Annotated in this window: 6 protein-coding genes; 3 read left to right on the forward strand and 3 right to left on the reverse strand. The window is 59.4% G+C overall.

Annotated features, from left to right (window positions below):
• Window position 1: 1 nt before the first annotated feature.
• On the reverse strand, window positions 2-4,849 hold the full coding sequence (locus J1G33_RS20000) for a DUF6543 domain-containing protein (RefSeq protein WP_223018590.1): 4,848 nt from the start codon (window positions 4,847-4,849) through the stop codon (window positions 2-4).
• 179 nt (window positions 4,850-5,028) lie between these two features.
• On the opposite strand from J1G33_RS20000, the gene J1G33_RS20005 reads away from it, so the two are divergent.
• Window positions 5,029-12,270 (forward strand): NEL-type E3 ubiquitin ligase domain-containing protein, encoded by a 7,242-nt coding sequence (locus J1G33_RS20005; protein ID WP_223018591.1) that lies wholly within the window; start codon window positions 5,029-5,031, stop codon window positions 12,268-12,270.
• Between the two features lie 44 nt (window positions 12,271-12,314).
• Here J1G33_RS20005 and metH read toward each other — a convergent pair whose 3' ends face one another.
• The gene (gene metH, locus J1G33_RS20010; protein ID WP_223018592.1) at window positions 12,315-16,025 is read right to left on the reverse strand and encodes a methionine synthase; all 3,711 of its coding nucleotides are present in this window, start codon (window positions 16,023-16,025) and stop codon (window positions 12,315-12,317) included.
• Window positions 16,026-16,192: 167 nt separating this feature from the next.
• Here metH and J1G33_RS20015 point away from each other — a divergent pair, with 167 nt between their 5' ends.
• Together J1G33_RS20015 and J1G33_RS20020 are read left to right on the forward strand one after the other, a co-directional pair.
• Complete coding sequence (locus J1G33_RS20015; protein ID WP_223018593.1) at window positions 16,193-18,484, forward strand: fatty acid cis/trans isomerase; 2,292 nt, start codon at window positions 16,193-16,195, stop codon at window positions 18,482-18,484.
• Window positions 18,485-18,565: 81 nt separating this feature from the next.
• Window positions 18,566-19,591: an acyltransferase gene (locus tag J1G33_RS20020; protein ID WP_223018594.1), complete on the forward strand. Its 1,026-nt coding sequence runs from the start codon at window positions 18,566-18,568 to the stop codon at window positions 19,589-19,591.
• Between the two features lie 41 nt (window positions 19,592-19,632).
• Here the strand turns inward: J1G33_RS20020 and J1G33_RS20025 are convergent, their stop codons facing one another.
• A complete protein-coding gene (locus tag J1G33_RS20025; protein ID WP_347709538.1) occupies window positions 19,633-23,814 on the reverse strand; it encodes an SET domain-containing protein-lysine N-methyltransferase in 4,182 nt (1,393 codons plus the stop codon).
• Window positions 23,815-23,840 lie beyond the last annotated feature (26 nt).

The following is a 23,840-nucleotide window of genomic DNA, read 5'->3' on the forward strand; positions in this document are numbered from 1 at the left end:
ATCAAGAACGACCGTACACCTCCAGGTGCAGGAACAGCTTCTGATCAAGCGGCGCATCGATCCGTGCGTCATCCAGATAGATCACGACGCGGTTATTGGCCTTGTCCCGCTCCATCAGTTCTTTGCGCGTAAACAGGCGTTCTGCTGGGGTCTTCAGGTGGCCGTAATTAGGCGGTGAGACGGGAGAGTCGACGGAGGTGTAATGGAAGTGCGCGTACCACAGGTTAGCTTCCTCCCACTTTATTCCTGGTTTGATTTTACGTTTGTCACGTATGACATATTCGGTGAGAAAGTCACCGGCCTTCAGTGGAATACGTTTTTTTTTCTTCACCAGGTTGATATCAACAAAACCATGTGTGTGTAAATAATCGACCTTGTAGGCTTTGGGGCGCTGTAACAGATACCCTTCTGCGCACACCTTGTGAGCCTGTTTAGAGGCAGCTTTTGCCGCGTCATCGTAGCGCTTGCGCAGGGCAGCGGCTTCTTCGCCAGTCGCGCTCTCAAGCTCCTTGGCCAATGCTGAAAATTTTGCCGCATGTTGACTCAGCATCTCCTCCCAATCCCTGGGGTTGACTGTCTCGCGTTGACTGGGCTCCTGGAGTTTGCGCTGTTGGAAGCTAATACGTTCATTGATACTGGTTCGCTCGTTTTCGATGGTTTGTGCATCCGCTTTGATTCTTTTCAATGAGCGAACCACAGGCGCGGGCGTTTTTGCCGGCACACTCTCGGGCTTGACGATTTTCCAAACGCCTTCGCTGGGATGTTCGTGGTAAGAGGCGATGATTGCGCCGGTGAGTGGGTCGGCAATGTCGACATAATTGCCCGGTTCATTGGGCTGGTGCGTACGCATGTCGCCCACCAGACTCTTCTTGTCTGCGGTTTTGATCACCCGCCGGGTGGTGGATTTTTGTCGTTTGGTTTTGTCGAGAGCCGGCCTGGGGGCAATCTTTTCTTCAACGAGGATCAAGTTGGCCAGTTGCGCCTCAAGGCTTGAACGTGCCTCACCCAGGTGTTCCAGGTACGACACGCGATAAGCCTCCCGCACGAAACCGGAGTTCATTTCGTACAACGACTTAACGGCATTCTCCAGTTGCTCATAGCGCTCAAGGGCACCCTTGAGGACATTGATTTGCTCCACCGTCGAGTAGCCTGAGGTGGTGCGCATTTCTGTATGTGCGAGCACAATGCTGACGATTTGGGGGTCGTGGAGTACACGGATGAACGGAAACTCCATCACCCCCATTGGGCGATGGGTTCGATTGAACACCAAATCAGTGAACACTAGCAGTGCATGCTGTTTGATCGCCACTGAGGAGATGTTTTGATCGGAAGGGTCTCCTTCCAACAGTAATGGGCGCAGTGCAGGGTCGGCTTGCTTGAGGAAGGTCTCGATCTTTTCTGCCGGCTCGATCATTTGATTGAGGGCCGCTACTTGGCGCTTTTTGGTGTTTATGTACTCATCGTAGGCATGGGTGATGTTTTCCGGTAATTCTCGATTGGCGCGCTCACCGAGCTCGTCGGAGTTTTCGCCGTTGTCGCTTACCAGAGTGTCGGCCATTTTTTGCGCCAGACACGCAAAGACCGAACTCCAGTAGCTATAGATGATTCTTGTGGCCTTATCTCGTGTTTGCCTGCGTGTGGAATCTGTGCGGTCGGCTTGCATCAGTTCATCGGCCTTGGCTTCGATTCGTTGCATCACAGGGATCAATGTCCGGCCGTTTTGTTGGTAGTTGTCGAGTGCTGTTTCCCACTGGGCCCTGGCATGTGCTGTATCGACTCGCCTGGCCGCGTGGCGCCTGGCGACCTGGGCGTGAAGCTGCGGGATGCTGGCTGAGGTGCCGAGGAGTAGCCAGTCCTTTCTCAGAAGTGTCGCCTGGTCGGCCAGATTGGCGCGGGTCGTATTCAAGATGGACTCCAACACAGCGGTAGAGATCACTTCTGAATTCATCTCTATCAAGAGCGCGTCAAATTCTTGTTTTAACGTGCGAATACGCTGGTCACGCTTTGACTTCCACCCACTCAAGCTGTCCCTGGGCATGCCACCCTCCAGCCTGGCACGCCGGTCCAGCCGCCAATGCCCTTGGTCATCGCTGACCAGCTTGAAGCCGGGATGCTGGGGATGGTCCGGATGCACCAGATAGACCTCGTTGAAACCCGGCACCACGTTCGCCTGAAACAACAACCCGCCGATGCTGGCGTGCCACTTGCCGTCAATCCAGTACAGCCCTTTGAGAACACCGTGTGTTAGAGGGGAGGGTAGCGGAGTGGGCCACGGAACTTGCACATCGAGCAGCGCCTTGAGCAACTTCGCGCCGGCTTGAGGGCTGGCAATCGAGTGACCGAAGTCCAGGGCCGTGTGGCCGGTCGCCGGTGGTTCACCGGGCAGCGATACTGGGCCATGGCGCACTATGGGCGCTTCTTGCGCAGCGGGCAGTCCCGCCGAGCGGTGCCACGTTTCCAGGTGCAGGGCATGCTCCTGCGCGGAGGGCTCCGACAACGGCTGTCGAGACCGATCGGAAGGGGCAGTGGCGTGCAGCAGCACCATGGCGGTGTTGAGCAAAAGATCGATCAGGGCCAGCTCACGGGTGGTGGGATCGTTGCTGTCCAGGCCGGCCAGATCCTGCTCCAGGCTGCTGACCAGCACCATGAACCAACCAGCCAGCATGGCCGGGCCCTGTACCAGCGGTAACAGTAGGGTATTGAACAGCAACCACGCGCCTTCCATCACGACGGCCCAGCGGCTTTCGTGGTTGGACACCGACTCGCGGTCCGCCAGGTCGACCAAGGCCCGTGCCGTGCTGCCGAACAGATGATTGAGCAGTTGACCGTTGACTTGCGATTGCAGCCATTCGCCCGCGCCTTCATCGACGGCGAGCGTCGCAGGTGCTGGCTTTTCAGGGATGCTGAATTCATCCCCGGGCAGGAAACGAATGATGTGCGGTTCCTTGATGCCGCCATGGTCATAGATGGGGCGGGCCGTGTCGCTCAGCCACGCCAGCACCGTGTCTTGCAACGCACCGGGCGCGGCCAGTGCGTCGAGCAAGGCCTGGCGGGTCGGGTATTCATGCAGGGCCTCGGCATACAGCGGCTGGTACAGCAGGTGCGGGCCGACACTCGTATCACGCGGCTCGATAATGAACGCGTTGTTGACTTCATCCGGTGCGGCCCCGGGCTTGCGGCACAGGGCCAATGGGCGCAGAACAATCTCCTGTTCGTCGACGATTCGGTCCGAGGGCATTTCACCCATCAACGCTTTGACGTAGCGATAACCGGTGACGGTGACGCCATGCTGCCCGCGAATCTTGTATTCCAGTGCCTGCATCGGCAGCTTGACCTTGAGTTCGCGGGTAAACAGGGTTTCCCGGCGGCGCGCGTCAACCGTGTCGGACAACAAGGTGTCTTTGATTGTTTGTGGATAGGTGGCGCCGATATCGACACGCTGGATCAGCCCGGTACTGCCCAGCAGGTAGTCTTCGTCCAGCCAGGTCGGCAGCGCCTGGGAGCCTTTGGCTGAGAGCGTCAGTGTGCCTTTAGGTTTGCCGGCCAGGTTCTTCAGCGCCAACTCCGTCAGCGACATGCGCACATGCTCGATAATACCGGCGCCGCCTGGATAACCGGCGGCCACGGCAAAGTCCAGCACCACTTCGTCAGGGTCGCAGTCGCCATGATCGGCTTGCATCTGCTTGCGCAGCGCGGCGCGGCTGAAACCGTAGATGTTTTCAATGCCCTCGTTGAACGAGCGGCCCTGGTTGCGTTGCAGCACCTGCGCCATGTCCTGTACGTGGCGATGGTAGGCAAAACGGTCGGTGGCGCTGGCCTGGGCGAGCCATGGCGGCAGTTGCTCATTGACCTTTTGCAAGGTCGGCTCAGCGGCTGTCGGCACCTGGGTAAACAGCAGCGCCGGATCGGTGAGTTTTCCCAGGCGTCGTTCAAGCGTTCTTTCGTCCTGGCCCTGAAATTTCAACGTCGCCAGATCTTCCAGTTGCTGATTGAGGATCAGGCCGGCCTGTTGCTCGAACACATTGCCGTCCGGTTCGTTGCGCCGCCACGTAAGGCTGTCGAACTGGAAGCGCGCCTGCATCCTGGCTCCCCAGGCAACACCGAAGTCATCGAGGCCGTCAAACGCCTGGATATCCCCGGCCACGCTGTACAGCAGCACCTGCTTGTCGCGCACCAGCAGCAGGTCGGGGGTTAGCAGGCTGACCTGTTCGCCGGCATGGGTGAATGTGTTCTCAATCAAATAAACATAGGTGGCGGGTGAGGATTGGGGTAGGCGCTCGGCTTGCACCGGCCAGGTAGCGACGACCCTGAGCATGTCCCGCTGGGTCGGGTTCAAGCTCGATTGGCTGGCGGCTATTGCCGTCATCCGGCCGTTGAGAAATTCGCCCAGCCACTGCCAACGGCTGCTGCCATGGCTGTCGGTTTCGCTCCAGTAGTCGGCCAGCGCAGCCTGGAAATACAGGTGAATCGATTCGGGCAGTTCATCAATGATGCTTGCGATTGCCTGCATGTCGATCAGCGGCGCGGCATCAGGCTTGAGGATCGTGGGGATCTGTTGCGTCAAGTAGTACGCCAGCTCGCGTTTTGGCTGCAGGTCGAGCAGCTGTGGGTTGAGCACATGGGCGATGGCAACTTCCATCAACGACCGGTAGGTGTACACCCCATCGGGGTGCGGGATGGCCAGCTTGACGGTAGCCAAGTCCAGCTTGAGCGACGGATAGCGCTCCAGGATACGGTCGCGCAGGGTATTGAACACCACGGAATACAAGGCCGGGCGCGTAGCGAAATGCGCATGGATGGCCTGGGCGGGCAGTTGGCTCAGGGTCGTGGGGGTGCTCGGGGTGGGCATGATGAAATCCTTTTACCTGTTTGAGAGAAGCGACAGGAAATCGAATGTGGTGACCCCGCAGGCGGTACAGGAATACCACTGCCGGCGCCCCGCCCCGAACGCGCACGACGTCATATATGCACCGCCTGGCCTAGCGGGCGCCGTGATGTGCTGTCAGTCCATTTCAAAGGAGTGACACGATGGACTCTTCATCCCAGCTTTCTTCGCCGGGCGTGCCAACCAACGACGTACCTGAGCCGGTGAAAAAGCTCAACGCCACCCAAAGCCTGCACGGTGACTTCCTGGAGCGCAGCAGTCCTGATTGGCTGATCAGCGCGACGCCGGCCCGCAAGCAGGCGCTCAAGGACGCCAGCACGGTCATGCCAGCGTGGCTCGCGAACGCCACGCCTGAGCAACGCAATGAGGTGACCGGCCGTTTTCTTGCCAACCTCACCACCCAGACGCAACTGGACAAGACGATGGCCTCCTTCCAGGGCATCGACGACTTCGCCCGGCCCTTGCTGCTCACAGCCCTGAAGGATCAGTACCGACTGGACCTCGATGTCGACAAAACCCTGTTGTGCCTGCGCCGCCCGCTGGCGGTGGGGATTGCCGAAGTCGAGGCGGGGGATTTCGAGTTCTTGAAACTGCCCCTGCTGGAAGCGGCCTTGCACAACTTTGAGGCCTACGAGTGCAAGGAGGGCGCTTACCACAAGACCTCCGGGTTCATGCAAGCCACCGGCACCTCCGGCACCTACCACTCGGTGGCGATCAACCTGAAGGTCAGTGAGTTTTTGACGCTGTGTCGAAACCTCAATATCGGCGCCAAATACCAGGCCTACCTGCAATCATTTTTCTACCCCGAAGACGCCAGCGCGCAAGTCACCCTGCGTGACCAGTTCATCGCCAATCAGAAGGCCGCCGTCAGGGCCGCCGCCGAGCAGGCACTGTTGACCGGCGATATCGAGCCGGCCGATCACCGCATGCTGCTGTCGGTGATCGAGGGTGAAATTCATCCCTGGATGGGCGACAAGCAGGTCTGGTTCAGGACCCTGGGCCTGATGCGGCTGCGTATGACCGGCTGCATGGTGTTCTCGATCTGCAAGAAATACAGCTACCCGGACGAGCTGATCATCTATGTGCCCCAGGACCCTGAGCATCCGCTCAAGCGCTACCGCTGGCGGCAAATGCAGGCTGAATTCAAGCGCCTGTTCACCGCCCGCGACCCGGCCAAGGCCAATGATCCCTCGCCGACGCCGTACCAGCAGTTTTTCAGTCGCTTCGTGCCCTACGACAAGCGGCCCTACTACTTCAGCCAGTTCACCCAGAAAGCAGCCGACTCACCCACCGACATCTGGCGCTCACCGTGGAAGAAATTGCTGGATTTCACCACGCCGCACTTCATCACCGGCATCAAGGAGTTGCCGCCCGAGGCGCCTGCCAAGCTTGAACCCAACCCCGACCCTTTCCTTGATCCCTCAACGCGCACGCGGCGCGGTAAAGGGATCTGGGCGGCGAACATCGACCCTTGGCAGTACTTCTACGAGCAACACCGCGAGCAGGTAATCGCAGATGCACGGGCCCATGCCGTGCCCACCGCGGACGTGGATGCCAAGGCCCGTGACGCCAAACTGGCGCACCTGCTGGAAATCGGCATGCTGGGGTTGAACATGGTGTCGATGTTCGTACCGGTGCTGGGCGAGGTCATGATGGGGGTGATGGCCGGGCAGTTGCTCTATGAAACCCTGGAAGGTGCGATTGAATGGGGCGAAGGTGACCGCCAGGCGGCAAAGGCGCACTTGATTGACGTGGCCGATAACCTGGCACAGATCGCCGTGATGGCCGGTGTGGGGGCGGGCGTCAGTCGCTGGCGAGCGGCCAAGGCCGAGCCGGTGATCGAGGCACTGAGCGAGGTTAAGCGGCCCGATGGCCAGGTACGCTTGTGGAAGCCGAGCCTGAGTGGTTATGAACACCCCGTGACCCTGGACCGCGCCGCCTACCCCAACGCCCAAGGGCAGTATGTGAAAGAGGGCAGGACCTATATCCGCCAAGGCCCTCAGGTTTACGAGCAATACTTTGACGAGTCAATTCAGAAGTGGCGGATCAAGCACCCCTCCGACCCCCAGGCCTACCAACCGGTGCTTGAGCACAACGGTCACGGCGCCTGGCGGCATACCCTGGAGCGCCCGCTGGAGTGGGATCGGTTGACGCTGTTGCGGCGCATGGGGCATCAAACCGAGGTATTCACTGACCAGGAGTTGCTCAAGATCGCCGATGTCAGCGGCGTCAGCGACAACACGCTGCGCAAGATGCATATGGACCATACGCTTGCGCCGCCCGAGCTGATTGATACGCTGCGCCTGTTCAAGGCGGATGCAGATGTGTCACGGGTGATCGAGCAACTAGAGGGTACCCGTGATATTGATGACCTGTACCTGTATGCGCTGCCGTTGATCGTTGAAATGCCCGGTTGGCCGCGAGGGCGCGTACTGGAAGTGTTCGAGGGGGCCGGTACCTTCGGCCAGTCGGTCAAGTATGGTGCTCACCGCTCGTTTAAAGGTGGGCGCGCAGCGCTGCCGATCAAGGTGGGGCGCAGCGATATTCTCGGCGGCGAAGTGCCTGCGCGGATTCTATTGGCGTTGGACGATTCAGAGCGGGTGCAGTTGCTCGGCACCGACGGCCCAGGCAGCCTCGACGCGCGCAAGGCGAGGTTCAACCAGCGACTGGCCGACTATGCGCGCCAGCGCAGGCCGGCGATTTTCGACAGTATCTACGGCGGCACCGAGCCGCTGGACAAGCGTATCAGCCTGCTGCAACGCACTTGTCCGGGGCTCAGCAAGGCGGCAGCGCAAACGGTGCTCGACCACGCCCGTGTCGATGAGCTTGAACGGCTAGCCGCCACCGCGCGCGTACCCTTGAACATGCTCGAGGAAGCTCGCTGGTATGCGCGACAAGGACGGTTGGCCCGAGCCTACGCCGGGCTGCGTAGCGAGACGATTGCCGCGGCCGACAGCCGACGGCTGGCGCTGCATGCCCTTCAAACGCTGCCGGGCTGGCCGGATACGTTGCGCCTGGAAGTGCGCAGCACCCACACGCGTGGCACGCTGATCGACAGCATTGGTGCGCCCACCGCGGCGCAGAAAAAATACTTGGTCAAGCACGGCCCCAGCTACCAGGCGTTCGATGAGCGGGGCGAAGCACTCAACAGTCTGGCACCGGAGGGCGACAACTTTTTCGCCTCGCTGATGCATGCCTTGCCCGATGAGGCGCGCCAGAGCCTGGGAGTGCCGCAGGTCAGCCAACACGCCGTGTTGCAACGCAAACTGATCGAGCAAGCCGATGCGCATCGTCTGGAGGCCTCGGCGTGGCTGGAGCCAAAAGTGCCCAGGTTCAAGCCGCCGGTGCGCATCAACGACACGCTGATAGGTTATCAGGCCAGTGGGCGGGGGCCGAGTGTGAGCCCGCTGCTGGCTCATCAGGTGCGCATAATCTATCCGGATCTGGATGAGGTGCAGATCAATGCGTTTTTCCTTGAGCTGGTACGGGCGGGGAACGATGGCCGAGCAATCGTCAGCAGGTTGAAAGCACTGTTTGAAGAGCGCCAGGCGCTGCATGACGCGCTCAATCATTGGGTCAATCGCTCGTCGGTAGCCAATCGTCAGAGCAATTTCCTCGCCGGGGAAGCGCTCAAGCGTAGCTGGGGCCGTTCTTGGTTGGCCGGGAAAGTGCCGAGTGCCGATGCCTTGGCGTTGACCCTCAATGAACCGTTGCCTTCATTGACGGCGAACTTTTCATACGTGCGTGAACTATCTGTTCTCGGTACGGCCCTGCATGACACCAATATCGATGGGTTTCTGAGCCAGTTTCCCTCTCTCGAAAAACTGACCTTGCGGCCGCCCTATTTCCCAACCGTAGAAACCACGGATGCCAGCCCGAAGTTGACCCGCGTGCCCCAGGTGTTGGCACAGTTCACAGGGCTCAAACATTTGGCAGTCAGCTTCGATGCACATCAGTTGACCGCGCAGTTATCGTCGCAATTGACGGCACTGGCCGGCCTTGAACACCTGGAGCTCGGTTATTTCGCCTACGACGGCCACGTCCTCAACGGCCTGGATTTAAGCCCCTTGCAACGCTTGAAACGCTTGAAGATCGTGGCGCCCAACGTGCCAATGCAATGGCCCGCCTATGTGCAGAAACTGCCGCTTCTGGAGCGACTGGATCTGGCCCAGACCGCCATTGCCACGTTGCCTGCCGAGCTCTATAGCGGGTACGAGCGGTTATGGAGCGGGTTATCGCTGGACTGGTCGACGTTCAGCTATGAAGACTTCAAGCCAGCCTATGAGCACGTCAGGAATTATGCGGGGTCGTTCGGGCCACACCTGGCGAACCTGGACGAAATGGTCAGAGGCTTTGCGCGCGGAGAACTGAGCCTGCTGATGGGCGAGGTCCCTGTCGGCCGTCGAATGACGGACGTGGTCATGGGCCTGTGGAACACGCCACAAACGCGGATGAACGCCGTGCAAGCGCTGCGTGAAGAACACCTCGGCATTTTCAAGCCGTTCTACGAACCCTCTTTGGTCCCCGTACTCCGGGTGCGCTGGAGGGACGGGCAGAATGCAAGCATCCTGGCGTTGCTGAAGAAAAGCTGGCGCGGGGCGGTATGCCAACGCTATGGCCTGCCGACCGATATCGATATTTCGATGTTTGAACTGCCGGATCCAAAGATGTCGCCGACCAATCCCCTGGTCGCTGAAAAAATCCGCGAATTGCCAGTGTTGCCGGCCGGTACCTTTTCGCATGTCAAAACGTTAAAGGTGAATTGGCTGGAGGATGTGCCGCCTGATCAGCTCAGTGGTTTCATCCAGGCGTTCGCCGGAACGCAAAGCCTTGAACTGCGCTTCAGTCGCCTCACTGAGGTACCGATCAGTGCGGACATCCTGCCGGAATTGACACACCTGGACTTGTCCGACAACCAGATCGCAGTGACCCCGGCAGTACAGGCTCAATTCAATGGGTTGAACAGGCTGCAAGTGCTGAGCCTGCAATATAACCGGCTGGGCACCCTCGACGTCAGCGCACTGACCCGCCTGACGGCGCTGAACCTGCGCGAATCGATGCTACGGGAATGGCCGCAAGGTGCTGAACACCTCGCGCAATTGGCTTGCCTGGACTTACGTGACAATCAGTTGACGAGCCTTGCACCGCTCGCGCTTGATGATTCAGATGTGTTGATGCGCACTGAGTTGGCAGGCAACCCGTTGAGCGTCGAAGGCACGACGGTACTCAATGCAGCGCGGCGTCGGGTCGAGACGACCAAAGGATTGCCTGAGGGAGCGTTGAGTCGGTTTGCGCTGGATCAGGAACCCCTGGTGTTTCCCCCGAAGCACACCGCAGGTTCGGTAGCGCACTATTTGCTGCCCTTGCCATCGGGTAGTGGACACTTTGAGGGGGTTCCGGAAAATGCGATAAGGGCGTTAAGCCCGCTCTTGACGCAAGAGCAAGCCATGGCCAGGGTCAGGCAACTGCGCGAGACGGGGCTGAGCGACCTGCAAATAGATACGCAGGTCGCTCGGTGGTATCAGACCCACGACGTGCTGACGCGTGAGTTGAATGGTTGGTTGTTTACCCGCGAGGCGCGCGCTTTTGGCGACAGTCTCGACAGTCTGAAGCGAGTAACCCCCGCGCAGGCGATCCGCGAATCCTGGGTTCGGGCTGTGGTAGAAGGGCGCCCGGCTGGCGAGGTCGAGACGTTGAGCTTGCAGGCGACCCAACCTGGTGATTTTCCCGCGCTCTCCGTGCCGTTTACCCATGTGCGCAGCCTCAATCTGACGGGGGTCAAGCTCACTGCGCAAGGCAGCAACGGGTTTTTAGCCGCCTTTGTCCCATTGAACCGGTTGATACTCAGCGGTAACGAGCTGACAGCACTGCCCGAAGCCGTTCAACGCATGGAGCAGCTTGAACGTCTGGAACTGGCCTACAATGCCTTCACGCAAGCGCCGTCGTTGCCTGCTCGATTGCGCAGTGAGCGCTTGCGTTGGTTGGACCTGAATCATAACAACCTGCAGGCCTTTGATATGCGGGACTTCAGTCGCCTGGAGACACTGGACGTGAGCTACAACGACATCGCAAGCTGGCCCGAGGGTGCGTTGGAGTCGCAGCACCTGACCCGGCTGAACCTGAGCGGCAATGCGCTGGTGTCCTTCCCGCAGTCTCTACTCGAAGGCGCGCACGACGGCTTGGTGTCAGGTACGGACCTGTCCGATAACCATAACCTGACCGCGCAAGCCCTTGAACAAATGCGCAATTACGCCGAGGCGCATGAGGCCAATGAGGTCATGGGCTTTTCGCGAGCAGAACTCGACCGCGCCCATCGTCGCAATTATGGCGGGTCCGACACTGAGTCGGACCCGGACTCCGACTCCGATGCTGATTCGGGCTCTGGTTCTGACGACGATGATAGTGATCCGGACGCCGGCTACCTGCCGGCTGAGAGCATTGAAAACCCGCTGCAAAATACCGCGCAGCCGGCACTTGACCCCTGGTTGGCCGATACCTCAGCGGAGTTGGCGACACAACGAACAGCGCTGTGGAATCAACTGGCACAGGCGCAGGATCATGATCGGTTTTTCCACCTCATTTCGCTGTTGCGCCTGACCTCGGAATTCAACCTCAATCGTCCAAGCCTCACGCAACGGGTATGGGGCGTTATCGCGGGGGCCGCAGAAAATGCCGAGTTGCGCGGTACCCTGTTCATCGAAGCCGAAACCCATGGCACCTGTATCGATGGCCGCATCCTCACGTTCAGTGAGATGGAAGTGCGGGTGTTCGAATACCGCGCCTTGCGCGATATCCCACAGCAGCGGCTCGACCTCAGGGGCCGGGCGCTGCTGAACCTGTCGCGGCAGTTGTTTCGGTTGAGCAGGGCCGATCAACTCGCAGAAGCCGCCGCGGTGGGCATGGACCGGGCCGAGGTGCGCTTGAGTTACCGGATCGGCTTGACCCGCGGCTGGCCCGACGGCCTGGAGCTGCCTGGGCAGCCGACCTACATGGCGTTCGCAAACCCGATCAATGCCGAGCTACAGGCACAGTTACGCGCACAAATCCTGGCAACTGAAAGTACCGATGCGTTTGTCGAAAGCCTGATTCAACGTGAGTACTGGTTGCGTTATCTGGATGAGCGTTACGCCGAACAGTTCGAGGCCCTTGAGGACGAACTGGCACGCCGTTATGAAGCCTTGGAGGACGCGCACAGTGATCGGGGCGATGCCCAGAGCATGGCGCGCTATGAGCAAGCCATAGGCCAGTTGGAGATCGAACGGGCCGCCGCCCGTACTCAGAAACGCATGGAGCTGTCCCGGGCGGAGATACAACGGTTATCGGGCATGGAACCTGCCACGCCCGCTCCGTCGTCACCCCAGCCCGGTCCGTCCTGGCGTCCCTGAAGCGGCAATTTAAGAGCGCCGAACCGGGTGGTCGGGGTTTAACCTCAGTTGTCATACCCCAGGTTCGGCGCCAGCCAGCGCTCCGTCACGCTGAGGTCCTGGCCTTTGCGCGCGGTGTAGCTGGCGACCTGGTCCTTGTCGACCTTGCCCACGGCAAAGTACTGCGCCTGCGGGTGGGCGAAGTACCAGCCGCTGACTGCTGCTGCCGGGAACATGGCGTAGTGCTCGGTGAGGAACACGCCGCTGCGCCCGGCGTGCATTTCACGGGCCTCGGGGTCCAGCAGTTGGAACAGCTGGGCTTTCTCGGTGTGATCCGGGCACGCCGGGTAGCCGGGGGCAGGGCGGATGCCGCTGTACTGCTCCTTGATCAGCGCCTCGTTGTCCAGTTGTTCATCCTTGGCATAGCCCCAGTGTTCTTTGCGCACTTGCTGGTGCAGCCATTCGGCGCAGGCTTCGGCCAGGCGGTCGGCGAGGGCCTTGACCATGATCGAGTTGTAGTCGTCGCCAGCGTCCTGGTAAGCCTTGGCCACTTCCTCGGCACCGATGCCGGCGGTGGTGATGAAACCACCGATGTAGTCGGTCACGCCGCTGTCCTTGGGCGCGACGAAGTCGGCCAGGGAAAAATTCGGCTTGCCGTCGGTCTTGATGATTTGTTGGCGCAGGTGATGCAGTTTGGCGATGGGCTGGCCGTCGTCGCCGTAGACTTCCAGGTCATCGTCCTGCACCTGATTGGTCGGCCAGAAACCGAACACCGCGCGGGCGCTGATGAGTTTCTCGTCGATCAGCTTCTTGAGCATTTCCTGGGCATCGGCGTACAGCGCAGTGGCGGCTTCACCGACCACCTCGTCTTCGAGGATGCGCGGGAACTTGCCGGCCAGGTCCCAGGAGATAAAGAACGGCGTCCAGTCGATGTACTCGGCCAGGACGTTGAGGTCGATATTGTCCAGCACCTTGGCGCCGGTAAAGGTCGGTTTGACCGGGGTGTAGCTGCTCCAGTCGAACTGCGGCTTCTTGGCGATGGCCGCCGGGTAGCTCAGGCGTTCGGTACGCGCACTGCGGTTGGAGGTGCGTTCACGCACGTCGATATATTCCAGGCGGGTTTTCTCGACGAAACCGGCCTTCAGTTCCTTGGACAGCAACTGCGTGGCCACACCCACGGCGCGCGAGGCGTCGGTCACGTAGATCACGGCGTCATTGCTGTACTTGGGCTCGATTTTCACTGCCGTGTGCGCCTTGGAGGTGGTCGCGCCACCGATCATCAACGGCAGGTGGAAGTCCTGGCGCTGCATCTCGCGGGCCACATGCACCATTTCATCCAGGGACGGCGTGATCAGGCCGGACAGGCCGATGATGTCGCACTTCTGCTCCTTGGCCACCTGCAGGATCTTCTCGGCAGGCACCATTACACCCAAATCCACGATGTCATAGCCGTTGCACCCGAGCACCACGCCGACGATGTTCTTGCCGATGTCATGCACGTCGCCTTTGACCGTGGCCATCAGGATCTTGCCCTTGGCCTCCGGCTTGTCGCCTTTTTCCAGCTCGATAAACGGGATCAAGTGGGCCACGGCCTGCTTCATTACGCGGGCGGATTTCACCACCTGGGGCAGGAACATTTTGCCGGCGCCGAACAGGTCGCCGACGATGTTCATGCCGGACATCAGCGGGCCTTCGATCACTTCGATCGGACGTGCGAACGACAGGCGCGACTCTTCGGTGTCTTCGACGATATGCGTGGTGATGCCCTTGACCAGCGCATGTTCCAGACGCTTGTTGACGTCCCAGCCACGCCATTCCTCGGTCTCGGCTTCCTTGACGCTGCCGTCGCCTTTGTACTTGTCGGCAATCGCCAGCAGGGCGTCGGTGCCTTCCGGCGTGCGGTTAAGCACCACGTCTTCCACGGCGTCACGCAGCTCGACCGGGATCTGGTCGTAGATCTCCAACTGGCCGGCGTTGACGATACCCATGGTCAGGCCGTTGCGGATCGCATACAGCAGGAACACCGAGTGGATCGCCTCACGCACCGGGTTGTTGCCGCGGAACGAGAATGACACGTTGGATACGCCGCCGGAGGTCAGCGCATACGGCAGTTCGTCGCGGATGTAGGCACAGGCGTTGATGAAATCGACGGCGTAATTGTTGTGCTCCTCGATACCGGTGGCGACGGCGAAGATATTCGGGTCGAAGATGATGTCTTCCGGCGGGAAGCCGACTTCATTCACCAGAATGTCGTAGGAGCGTTTGCAGATCTCTTTTTTACGCGCTTCGGTGTCGGCCTGCCCGGCTTCGTCGAAGGCCATCACCACTACCGCAGCGCCGTAACGCTTGCACAGTTTGGCGTGATGAATGAACTGCTCGACGCCTTCCTTCATGCTGATGGAGTTGACGATGCCCTTGCCCTGGATGCATTTGAGGCCGGCTTCGATCACTTCCCACTTGGAGGAGTCGATCATGATCGGCACACGGGAGATGTCCGGCTCTCCGGCAATCAGATTGAGGAAGGTGACCATGGCCTTCTTCGAATCCAACATGCCTTCATCCATGTTGATGTCGATCACCTGGGCGCCGGCTTCCACCTGCTGCAGGGCGACTTCCAGGGCTTCGGTGTAGTTGTCTTCGCGGATCAGCCGAGCGAACTTGGCCGAGCCGGTAATGTTGGTACGCTCGCCGACGTTGACGAACAACGAGCTGCGATCGATGGTGAACGGCTCCAGGCCAGACAGGCGGCAGGCTTTGGGAATGTCCGGGATCGGGCGCGGCGCATAACCGGCAACGGCCTTGGCAATGGCTTCGATATGGCCCGGTGTGGTGCCGCAGCAGCCGCCGACGATATTCAGGAAACCGCTCTGGGCGAACTCTTCGATGACCTTGGCGGTTTGTGACGGCAGTTCGTCGTACTCGCCGAATTCGTTGGGCAGGCCGGCGTTGGGGTGCGCCGAAACGTGGGTGTTGGCTTTGTTCGACAACTCCTCCAGGTAGGGGCGCAGCTCGCTTGCGCCCAGAGCGCAGTTCAAACCGACCGAGATCGGCTTGGCGTGGGCCACGGAGTTCCAGAACGCTTCGGTGGTCTGGCCCGACAGGGTACGGCCGGAGGCATCGGTGATGGTGCCGGAGATCATGATCGGCAGTTCGATATTCAGTTCTTCGAACACGCCTTGCACGGCGAAGATCGCCGCCTTGGCGTTGAGGGTATCGAAGATGGTTTCGATCAGGATCAGGTCGGCACCGCCTTCGATCAGGCCCTTGGTGGCCTCGGTGTAGTTTTCCACCAGTTCGTCGAAAGTCACGTTGCGGTAGCCAGGGTTGTTCACGTCCGGGGACAGTGAGCAGGTACGGCTGGTCGGGCCCAGTACACCGGCGACAAAACGCGGCTTGGCCGGGTTCTCATGGGTTTTGGCGTCGGCCACCTTGCGCGCCAGGCGGGCGCCTTCCACGTTCAATTCATAGGCCAGCTCTTCCATGCCATAGTCGGCCATGGAGATCCGCGTGGCGTTGAAGGTGTTGGTTTCAAGGATGTCGGCGCCGGCGTCCAGGTAGGCCTTCTCGATTCCGCCGATCACGTCGGGACGAGTGAGGACCAGCAGGTCGTTGTTGCCCTTCACGTCGCTTGGCCAGTCGGCGAAGCGTTTGCCTCGGTAGTCCTGCTCCTCAAGCTTATAGCTCTGGATCATCGTGCCCATGCCACCGTCGAGGATCAGGATACGGTCCTTGAGGGCTTTGTGAAGGGCTTGCAGGCGAGCGCTACGATCGGGCATGGGACTACTCTGGTCAGGCATTACGGAGGGCGTGAATCATAGCAAACCTGTGCCGATTTAGAGCATGTCAGGGTTCTGCATGAATATCGCTCATGTTGTCGGCAGTCATGGCCCGGTAGAATCACCGCCACTTCACAGACCGCACGCCTTGAATCGGGACCCGATACATGTCACTTCGTTTGATCGTCAGCGCCGTCCTGGCCTTGATAGCCAGTACCGCGCAGGCTGACGGCCGCGCTTCGGCGATTTCCTATACCCGCGATATCCAACCGATCTTCACCGAGAAGTGCGTGGCCTGCCATGCCTGCTACGACTCTGCTTGCCAACTCAACCTTGGCAGCGCAGAGGGCGCGGCCCGTGGCGCGAGCAAGGTGCCGGTGTACGACGGCGAGCGTAGCCAGGCCACACCGACTACACGGCTGTTCTATGACGCGTTCGGCAAACAAGCCTGGCAGCAGAAGGGCTTCTATTCGGTACTGGATGCCCAGGGCAGCCAGGCTGCGTTGATGGCACGTATGCTGGAGCTGGGGCATAACGCGCCATTGCCACCCAATGCCAAACTGCCCGACGAGATTGTATTGGGCCTGAACCGCCAAAACATGTGCGCGACGCCCGGCGAGTTCAACGCCTATGCCGGCGCCCATCCCAAGGAGGGCATGCCGCTGGCCGTCACCGGCCTGACCGACCAGCAATACCAGACCCTGCAACGCTGGCTGGCCTCCGGTGCGCCGATTGATGAGCAGAGTCTGGCTCCCAGCACCAGGGAAGCCTTGCAGGTGCAGCAATGGGAAACCCTGTTCAACCAGCCGGGCGCCCGGCAAAGCCTGGTGGCGCGCTGGTTGTACGAGCATTTGTTCCTCGCCCACATTTACTTCGAAAACGGCGAGCCGGGGCATTACTTCCAGTGGGTGCGTTCGCGTACGCCGAGCGGGCAGCCGATCGACTTGATCGCGACCCGTCGTCCTAACGATGACCCAGGCACTCAGGTCTATTACCGCCTGTGGCCGGTACAGGGCGTGATCGTGCATAAAACCCACATCACTTACCCGTTCAGCGCGGCGAAAATGGCACGGATCAAAGACCTGTTCTATTCCGGTGACTGGCAGGTGAGCGCCTTGCCGGGCTACGGACCGGGGCGCCGTGCCAACCCGTTCGAAACCTTCGAAGCCATACCGGCCAAGGCGCGTTATCAGTTCATGTTGGATAACGCCGAATACTTCGTGCGCACCTTCATCCGCGGTCCTGTATGCCGTGGGCAGATCGCCACGGACGTGATCCGTGACAACTTCTGGACACTGTTCCAGGAGCCGGACCATGACCTGTACATCACCGATGCCCGTTACCGCGGCCAGGCCACGCCATTGTTGGCCATGCCTGGGCAAAACGATGATGTGGGCAGTGTGCTGGGCCTGTGGCTGGCCTATCGCGACAAGCGTAATCAGTATGAGGCGTTGCGCCGCGATAGCTACTCAGATGTGCCGCCGCCGAGTTGGTCGAGCTTGTGGGCGGGTAATGACAATGCCTTGCTGACCATCTTTCGCCATTTCGACAGCGCCTCGGTGACCAAGGGCCTGATCGGTGAGGTGCCGCAGACGATGTGGCTGTTCGATTACCCACTGCTGGAGCGCACTTATTACCAGTTGGCAGTCAACTTCGACGTGTTCGGCAATGTGTCGCACCAGGCCCAGACGCGCTTGTACTTCGACCTGATCCGCAACGGCGCCGAACAGAACTTCCTGCGTCTGATGCCGGCCGACACCCGCGAGGACTTCCTTGACGACTGGTACCAGAACAGTGGCAAGCTCAAGCTGTGGCTGGACTATGAAGCCATTGATGACGACAAGCCCACGGGGCTGCATCTGGACGAGAAAGATCCCAAGCGCGATTTTGCCAACCAACTGCTGACGCGTTACGGCGGTTTGAACGTCAGCCCGGACCCGATCAACCGCTGCACCGGGGCCTATTGCTCGCGCACCGGTATCGACCCGGCCTTGCAGGACGCCGAACAGGCGCTTAGCCGCCTGACGTCGCGCCCGGCGGCGGGGCTCAAGGTGATCGACCAGTTGCCCGAAGCCACCATGCTGCGCATCGAAACCCAGAGTGGCCAGCGCGTGGTCTACAGCATGCTGCGTAACCGTGCCCACAGTAACGTGGCTTTCCTGTTGGGTGAGGCTTATCGCTATCAGCCGGGCCTCGACACACTGACCATCTATCCGGGGGTGATGAGCAGTTACCCGAACTTCATGTTCAACATTCCAGCTCAAGAGGTGCCGCAATTCGTCACGCAAATGGAGCAGGCCAAGGATGCCAAGCGGTTTGAGAAAATAGTCGATCGCTGGGGGGTACGCCGCAGTCATCCGCAGTTCTGGCAATACTTCCACGATTTGTCGCGGTACATTCGTGAAACCACGCCAGTGGAAGAGGGTGTATTGGACATGAACCGCTACGAGAATCTATAACTACTGTATTGGTCCGGTCATTTCTCCAAGTGAGCGCTGAAGCAGTCGGATACCTACCTACGGACTGGACAGGGGACACCGATGTTGATTTCAGTGCAGTTTCTACGCGCCTTGGCGGCATGGAGTGTGGTGGGCCACCATTTCATGCAAGGGTTTTTCAACTTTGAAGCCAGCAACGCGCTGGAATTTCTGTTTGTCGACAAAGGCGCCATTGGGGTGGATGTGTTCTTTGTCATCAGTGGCTTGGTGATTTACCTGGCGACTGCCGACAAAGCGCTGAACCCCGGGCGTTTCATGCTGATGCGCGTGGCGAGGATTGTTCCTGCGTATTGGTTCTATACCCTGCTCATGATTCTCGTGGTTGCCGTTGTGCCTGCGATCTTTCCAGAGGCTCGGCTCGAACCCGGTCATGTACTCATGTCGATGCTCTTTATACCGGCCCAAAACCCGGGAGGCTTCGGCGTCTACCCACTGCTCGATGTCGGGTGGACACTGAATTTCGAGATGCTGTTTTATTGCCTGTTTGCCTTTGCCTTGCTGGTGCCCGCGGCCTATCGCTTGTGGGTGGTAGCAGCGCTGCTGTATCTGGTGTGCTACATCATCACTCCCGCCGTTGACCTGGCCAGTGACTTCTACCATGAGGACATTATTTTCGAGTTCCTGATGGGCGTGGTGATCGGCATGCTGTATCGGCGCGGCCTATGCCGGGCCAAGCCGTGGCTGGCATTGTTGAGTATCGCAGCGGCCCTGGTGGCTATTGATCATGGCGCGGACATACCCCGAGCCCTGGAGTGGGGAGTACCCAGCGCGATAGTGGTCTTCAGTTGCGTGGCGCTGGAACCTTACTTCCAGGGCGCGCGCTTGTTGAAGGTGCTCGGGGATTGCTCCTACTCGGTCTATCTACTCCACGTGTTGGTGCTCAGCGCCGGGCGTTGGATCGCCGACCGCACGGGGATCGACCCTTACGCCATATTGCCTGGATGTATCGTCATCATCGGACTGGGCGCATTTGTGAGTTACCAATGGCTGGAGAGGCCTGCCTACCGCACGCTCACACGCTGGTTTGGCGTTGATGCTCCGGCACCCCTTTCGACAGCGCCTCGGTGACCAGGGATCTGGTCGGCGAAGCGCTTTACAAGTGGCCGGTCTCAGGGCTTCAAGTACTTCCAATAGCTTTTGCCATAGTCCATCAATAACTCGGTCCCGGCCGGAATATCCCGCCACGCGACAATAAATACCATGTATTTACCTACGCACAGGGAGCCGACGTTCTCGATACCGACATCGGTAATGCCCGGTACCTTGACCGCATTGATCAGGCTCAGCGTATTACTGTTGCCGTGGCCGCTAATGCTGGCACCGCTGGTGTTGGTCTGAAATAGATATGTGCCGACCGCCGCTTCACCCTTTTCAAGTATTTCGGTATTCACCGAAGCTTGGTCCAAGTGCAGCTTGCCGGTGTACGGCCCCAGCACATCGAACCGCTTGATGTCGGTGCGGGCCACGACCGAGAGTCCGCGTTCCGTGCCCTCGTTGAGTTTCTTGACCTCCAGCAATCGATCGAGCTTGCGATGATGGTTGCCCTCCTTGGAGATCCATTCGCGAATGCTCTTGGTGGCAGCCTCCTTGACTTCCACATGTTGCATGCCGATGAACTCATCGAAAAAGCCGTTGGCATCGGTAATTTTGATGTTTTGCAGTGGGCCTTCCAGTTCCAGGGTCAAGCTGCGCCTGACATCGTTTGGGTCCTGCAGGATCGGTGCGTTGTTGTTGATTTTATGGTCAAAGGACGCCGTGATTGAAGTGGAGCGCCGGCGGGCAGGGACGGCCTCTTCATCCAGGCGCGGATGTTTCGAGCCGCCTGCCGTAGGTGGCGGAGCGGGGCGTTTCCTGGCGATCGGTTGATCCAGCGGGCTCCTCTGCCCGAAGATCAACATTTCCCTGCCGGCGCGGGTCATGCTGCCATTGTCATTGACGTAGGCGCTCCAGATCACCGGATTGAGGTTTTTCTCATCGACAAACGTGAGCACGGAATGCCTTGAACCAGGGGTAATGTAGTGCTTGTGCCATTCGTCCAGGTGTTCAGGTGTCAGTACGGTGAATTCTCCACCGTTGGCATGCTTGGCGAGCACTTTGCCGGCGGCGCGATAGCTGCCATCGAGGTTGACGTACTGTGCCAAATCCCGTGGGTCCAGGTTATGGTCAGCGGCGAAGCCTTCAAGGGTAAGGCTGTTGCGTTCTCGTTGCGAGCTGTTGCGCCAATGCTCCAGATGGTCGTGGGTAATGGCGGTACGGGCGGTTCCCGCACGGTCGAGCATCTGTTGCCCTCGGGGTGTCAACGTGTCGCGGCTTTTGACAAATTGGCGGAATGCGGTGGGGTCCAGATTGTAGGTCTTGATGAAGGTGTCCAGGGTTTTTTTCAAGGCGTGTTCACTGGATTCGGTCCATTTCTGCAGGATCGAGGGGGTCACGACGTTCGTGACATCCGGCGCGCCACCCGTGACTTTGATCTGGCTTGAGTACCAATGCCCCGGTTCTACGGAGGATAGCGTGATCGACAGGTCGCGATTGTTCTTCGGGTTGACCATGACCACCGAGAAGCTGTTGTCGGCGCCCGCGGCGGTTTCCTGGATAAATCCATAGGAATTGTCACGTACCTGATACACCGCGATCTTGCCCTTGTCATCGACATTGCAGATGAACTTCTGGTTGTAGTCCGCGTGGGAGAAGATACCGCGTGCGTCGGGTTTGAGACCGCTGATCAACTGAGGGTCGACGGCGTATTGACGGATCAACGGGCTGCTGTTGCTGATCACCGTGATCGGTTCGCGATAACGCGGGCCGAAGGCTTTATTGGACGCGGCATCGATGAGGCGAAAATCTGGCGCGTCGAGGCTACCGACGTTACGCATCGGAATGTCAGGGAAACCGTCGACGGTAAAGAGTCGATCGCCGGCCTGAAGTGGCTTCCAGGTCGTGGGGTCAACTGACTTCATGTGGCGGGCAGCGAGGGTTCCATCGCGTAGGAGGGCGACCCCGCGTTTCGTCTGGCGCATGGCAATACGGCCAAGCTTGACCAGTCCAAAGCGCGCCAGCCTGAGCAGGCTGGGTACCGCCGCCAGGGGGTTGAGTTCCTGCAGAACTGAAATCACCAGCGTGCCTGTCAGTTTTGCGAGTTTTGGCAAGGCCAGGCGCAACCCGGTTTTCCCGGCCTGGATGATCAGACGGCTGGAGCCGGCAACATACCTTCCGACCGGTAAGGCAAAAGACACGAAGTCGATGGTCAGGCTCGCGATCCCCGGTTTGATGCGCTGGGGATCCCCGGATGCGAGGTCGTCAATGCCGGCCCAGAAGGGAACAAGTACCTTGCCCCAGAACGTCATGTCTTCCAGTACATCGCGGCCGATGTCCATTTCCCGTGTGCTTTTGCGGGTCTGTTCCAGGAGCGCTTCTTCGTCGCGGAAAAACAGCTCTCGGGCGATCATACTCGCCAATTGTTCACTGCGCGGGGCATACAGGGTATTAGGGGCGAACGATTCGATTCGACGTCCCAGGGCATCGATGGCCGGCAATGTTTCGCCGACTTGCTCAACGATCAACTCGGCCTTGCGGCCTGCAACAGGGGTATTGCTCTCCTTGTAGGCATTCGGATCAAAGGGGACTTCGGTGGCCAACCTGTATTTACACCAACTCATCGCATCGCGTAGTTCTACGACCTTGCCGTCCAGCGGCAGGGTCTTGATGTCAGGACGTCGACGAATCAATCCGGCGAGGGGGAACACCTCGATGTAGTTGGCCTGGAAGGGCTGGCGTGGTTTTACGATTCGAAGGATGAAACCTGCCCGGTAACGAACGGCATCGGTCTTGCGTTTGTCTTCATATTCGACCGGAACCTTGTCCAGGGCTTTTCGCAATGAGTACACCGTGATTTCGTCTTGATCCACATTAAGGGTGTCAGAACCCAGGTGGGCAAGCAGGGATTGGATCAAGACCTTGTAGGCGTTCCTGGGCGTCTCAAGGGCCTCACGGAAAGCTTTGTCGTACTCGGCATCCGACGCCGAGCGCCAACGACTGGGCAGCTTGAGCGCAAGATCGCGGACTGCGTTGAACACCTCATGCTCATGTTGCTCGAGGGCGGCTACGGCTTGGGCAAGTTCCTCACGGGAGTGGCCTGACTGCCGAGTGGCAATCAACCCGTTGGCTTGCGCCCAGTAAACGCTCGGCGCGAGCTTGGCGGCCGCTACCAGTGCTTGTTGCTCGGGGCTGTTGGCATGGGCGCTATAGTGTGCCGCTGGCAGGTTGAGCAATTGTTCGAAGGTCATGTGGCGCGATGAGCCTGGTGCCAGCGCTTCGGCCAGAAGGAAACCGCTTCTGAAGTTGACCCAGGCAGTGGTGACACCGTAGGGCAGGTCCTGGGGAATATCGGCGACCCATACCTCGCTGGCGATATTGGCCTTGGCCACGCACATCACCAAGGGTGTCGACTCAGGGCTGATCGACAGGGCGTTTTCAAAGCGCCGGGCCAAAGAATTGCGGATCGACGAATAATAAGTTCCCGCTGAGATGAACAACTTCAATTCATTATCAATGGACGCTTGAGGTGCGGGGATGATCGTCAGCCATAGCGCGCGCCAGAGTAATTTCACTAGAACCGGCTGTGGGCAACTTTCGTGCTTTTGGCTGCCATACCAGCCCAACGCCGTGGCTATCCGTTCGGCCAGTGCCAGGTTCTGCGGGCTGTTGAGAATCTGCTCAAGCAAGACCGTTGGTGTCGTTGCGAGCAGTTCCTGCTGCGATGGGGAATAGTGCTCAGGCAATACTGTACGGAACAGAGATCGGCCGGTTTCCTTTTCGATTTGGCGGGTCACCTCCTTGATAGTTTCGTCGGCCGGTGCATCCAACAAATGCTCCAAGTCGCTTACGTGGCCGTCGTGTCCTAGTCGCTGCAGAACGCGGTGCTCCTGCAGGCCATAGAGCACCGATTTCCACTGTGCGGTGGTCTTGGGCTGTGGGGGGGCGATGGAGTAATACTTGAAGACCAGATCAAGCCTTACCGAGCCATCGGCTTTGAGTCCATTGCCCACGCGGCGGTTGATGTCGAGCAATACATCGACGTCGATGGACCAATAAGTGGGGACATGTCGAAGGACCACGGCGTGGTCGTCGATACTGAAAACTTCGGGAAGAGCGGGCATCGGCGGGCGGGTGCTGCTGAGCATTGTCGAGAGCAGGTCGTAGAGAAAGTCCCGCCCCAGTACGGAATTGTCAGGCTCTGGTTTCTTGCAGAGGAACTGTTGAAAGTCTTCATCCTCCTGCAGTTTTTTCAGCACCCGAAAGGCTTCCTTGCACTCGCGAC

The organism is Pseudomonas sp. P867, from assembly GCF_019891455.1.
GTDB lineage: Bacteria > Pseudomonadota > Gammaproteobacteria > Pseudomonadales > Pseudomonadaceae > Aquipseudomonas > Aquipseudomonas synxantha_A.

What these genes read in the sequence shown, in the direction of transcription:
- J1G33_RS20000 (WP_223018590.1), bottom strand. Translation starts at nt 4,849, where the DNA reads ATGCCCACCCCGAGCACCCCCACGACCCTGAGCCAACTGCCCGCCCAG.
- J1G33_RS20005 (WP_223018591.1), top strand. Translation starts at nt 5,029, where the DNA reads ATGGACTCTTCATCCCAGCTTTCTTCGCCGGGCGTGCCAACCAACGAC.
- metH (WP_223018592.1), bottom strand. Translation starts at nt 16,025, where the DNA reads ATGCCCGATCGTAGCGCTCGCCTGCAAGCCCTTCACAAAGCCCTCAAG.
- J1G33_RS20015 (WP_223018593.1), top strand. Translation starts at nt 16,193, where the DNA reads ATGTCACTTCGTTTGATCGTCAGCGCCGTCCTGGCCTTGATAGCCAGT.
- J1G33_RS20020 (WP_223018594.1), top strand. Translation starts at nt 18,566, where the DNA reads ATGTTGATTTCAGTGCAGTTTCTACGCGCCTTGGCGGCATGGAGTGTG.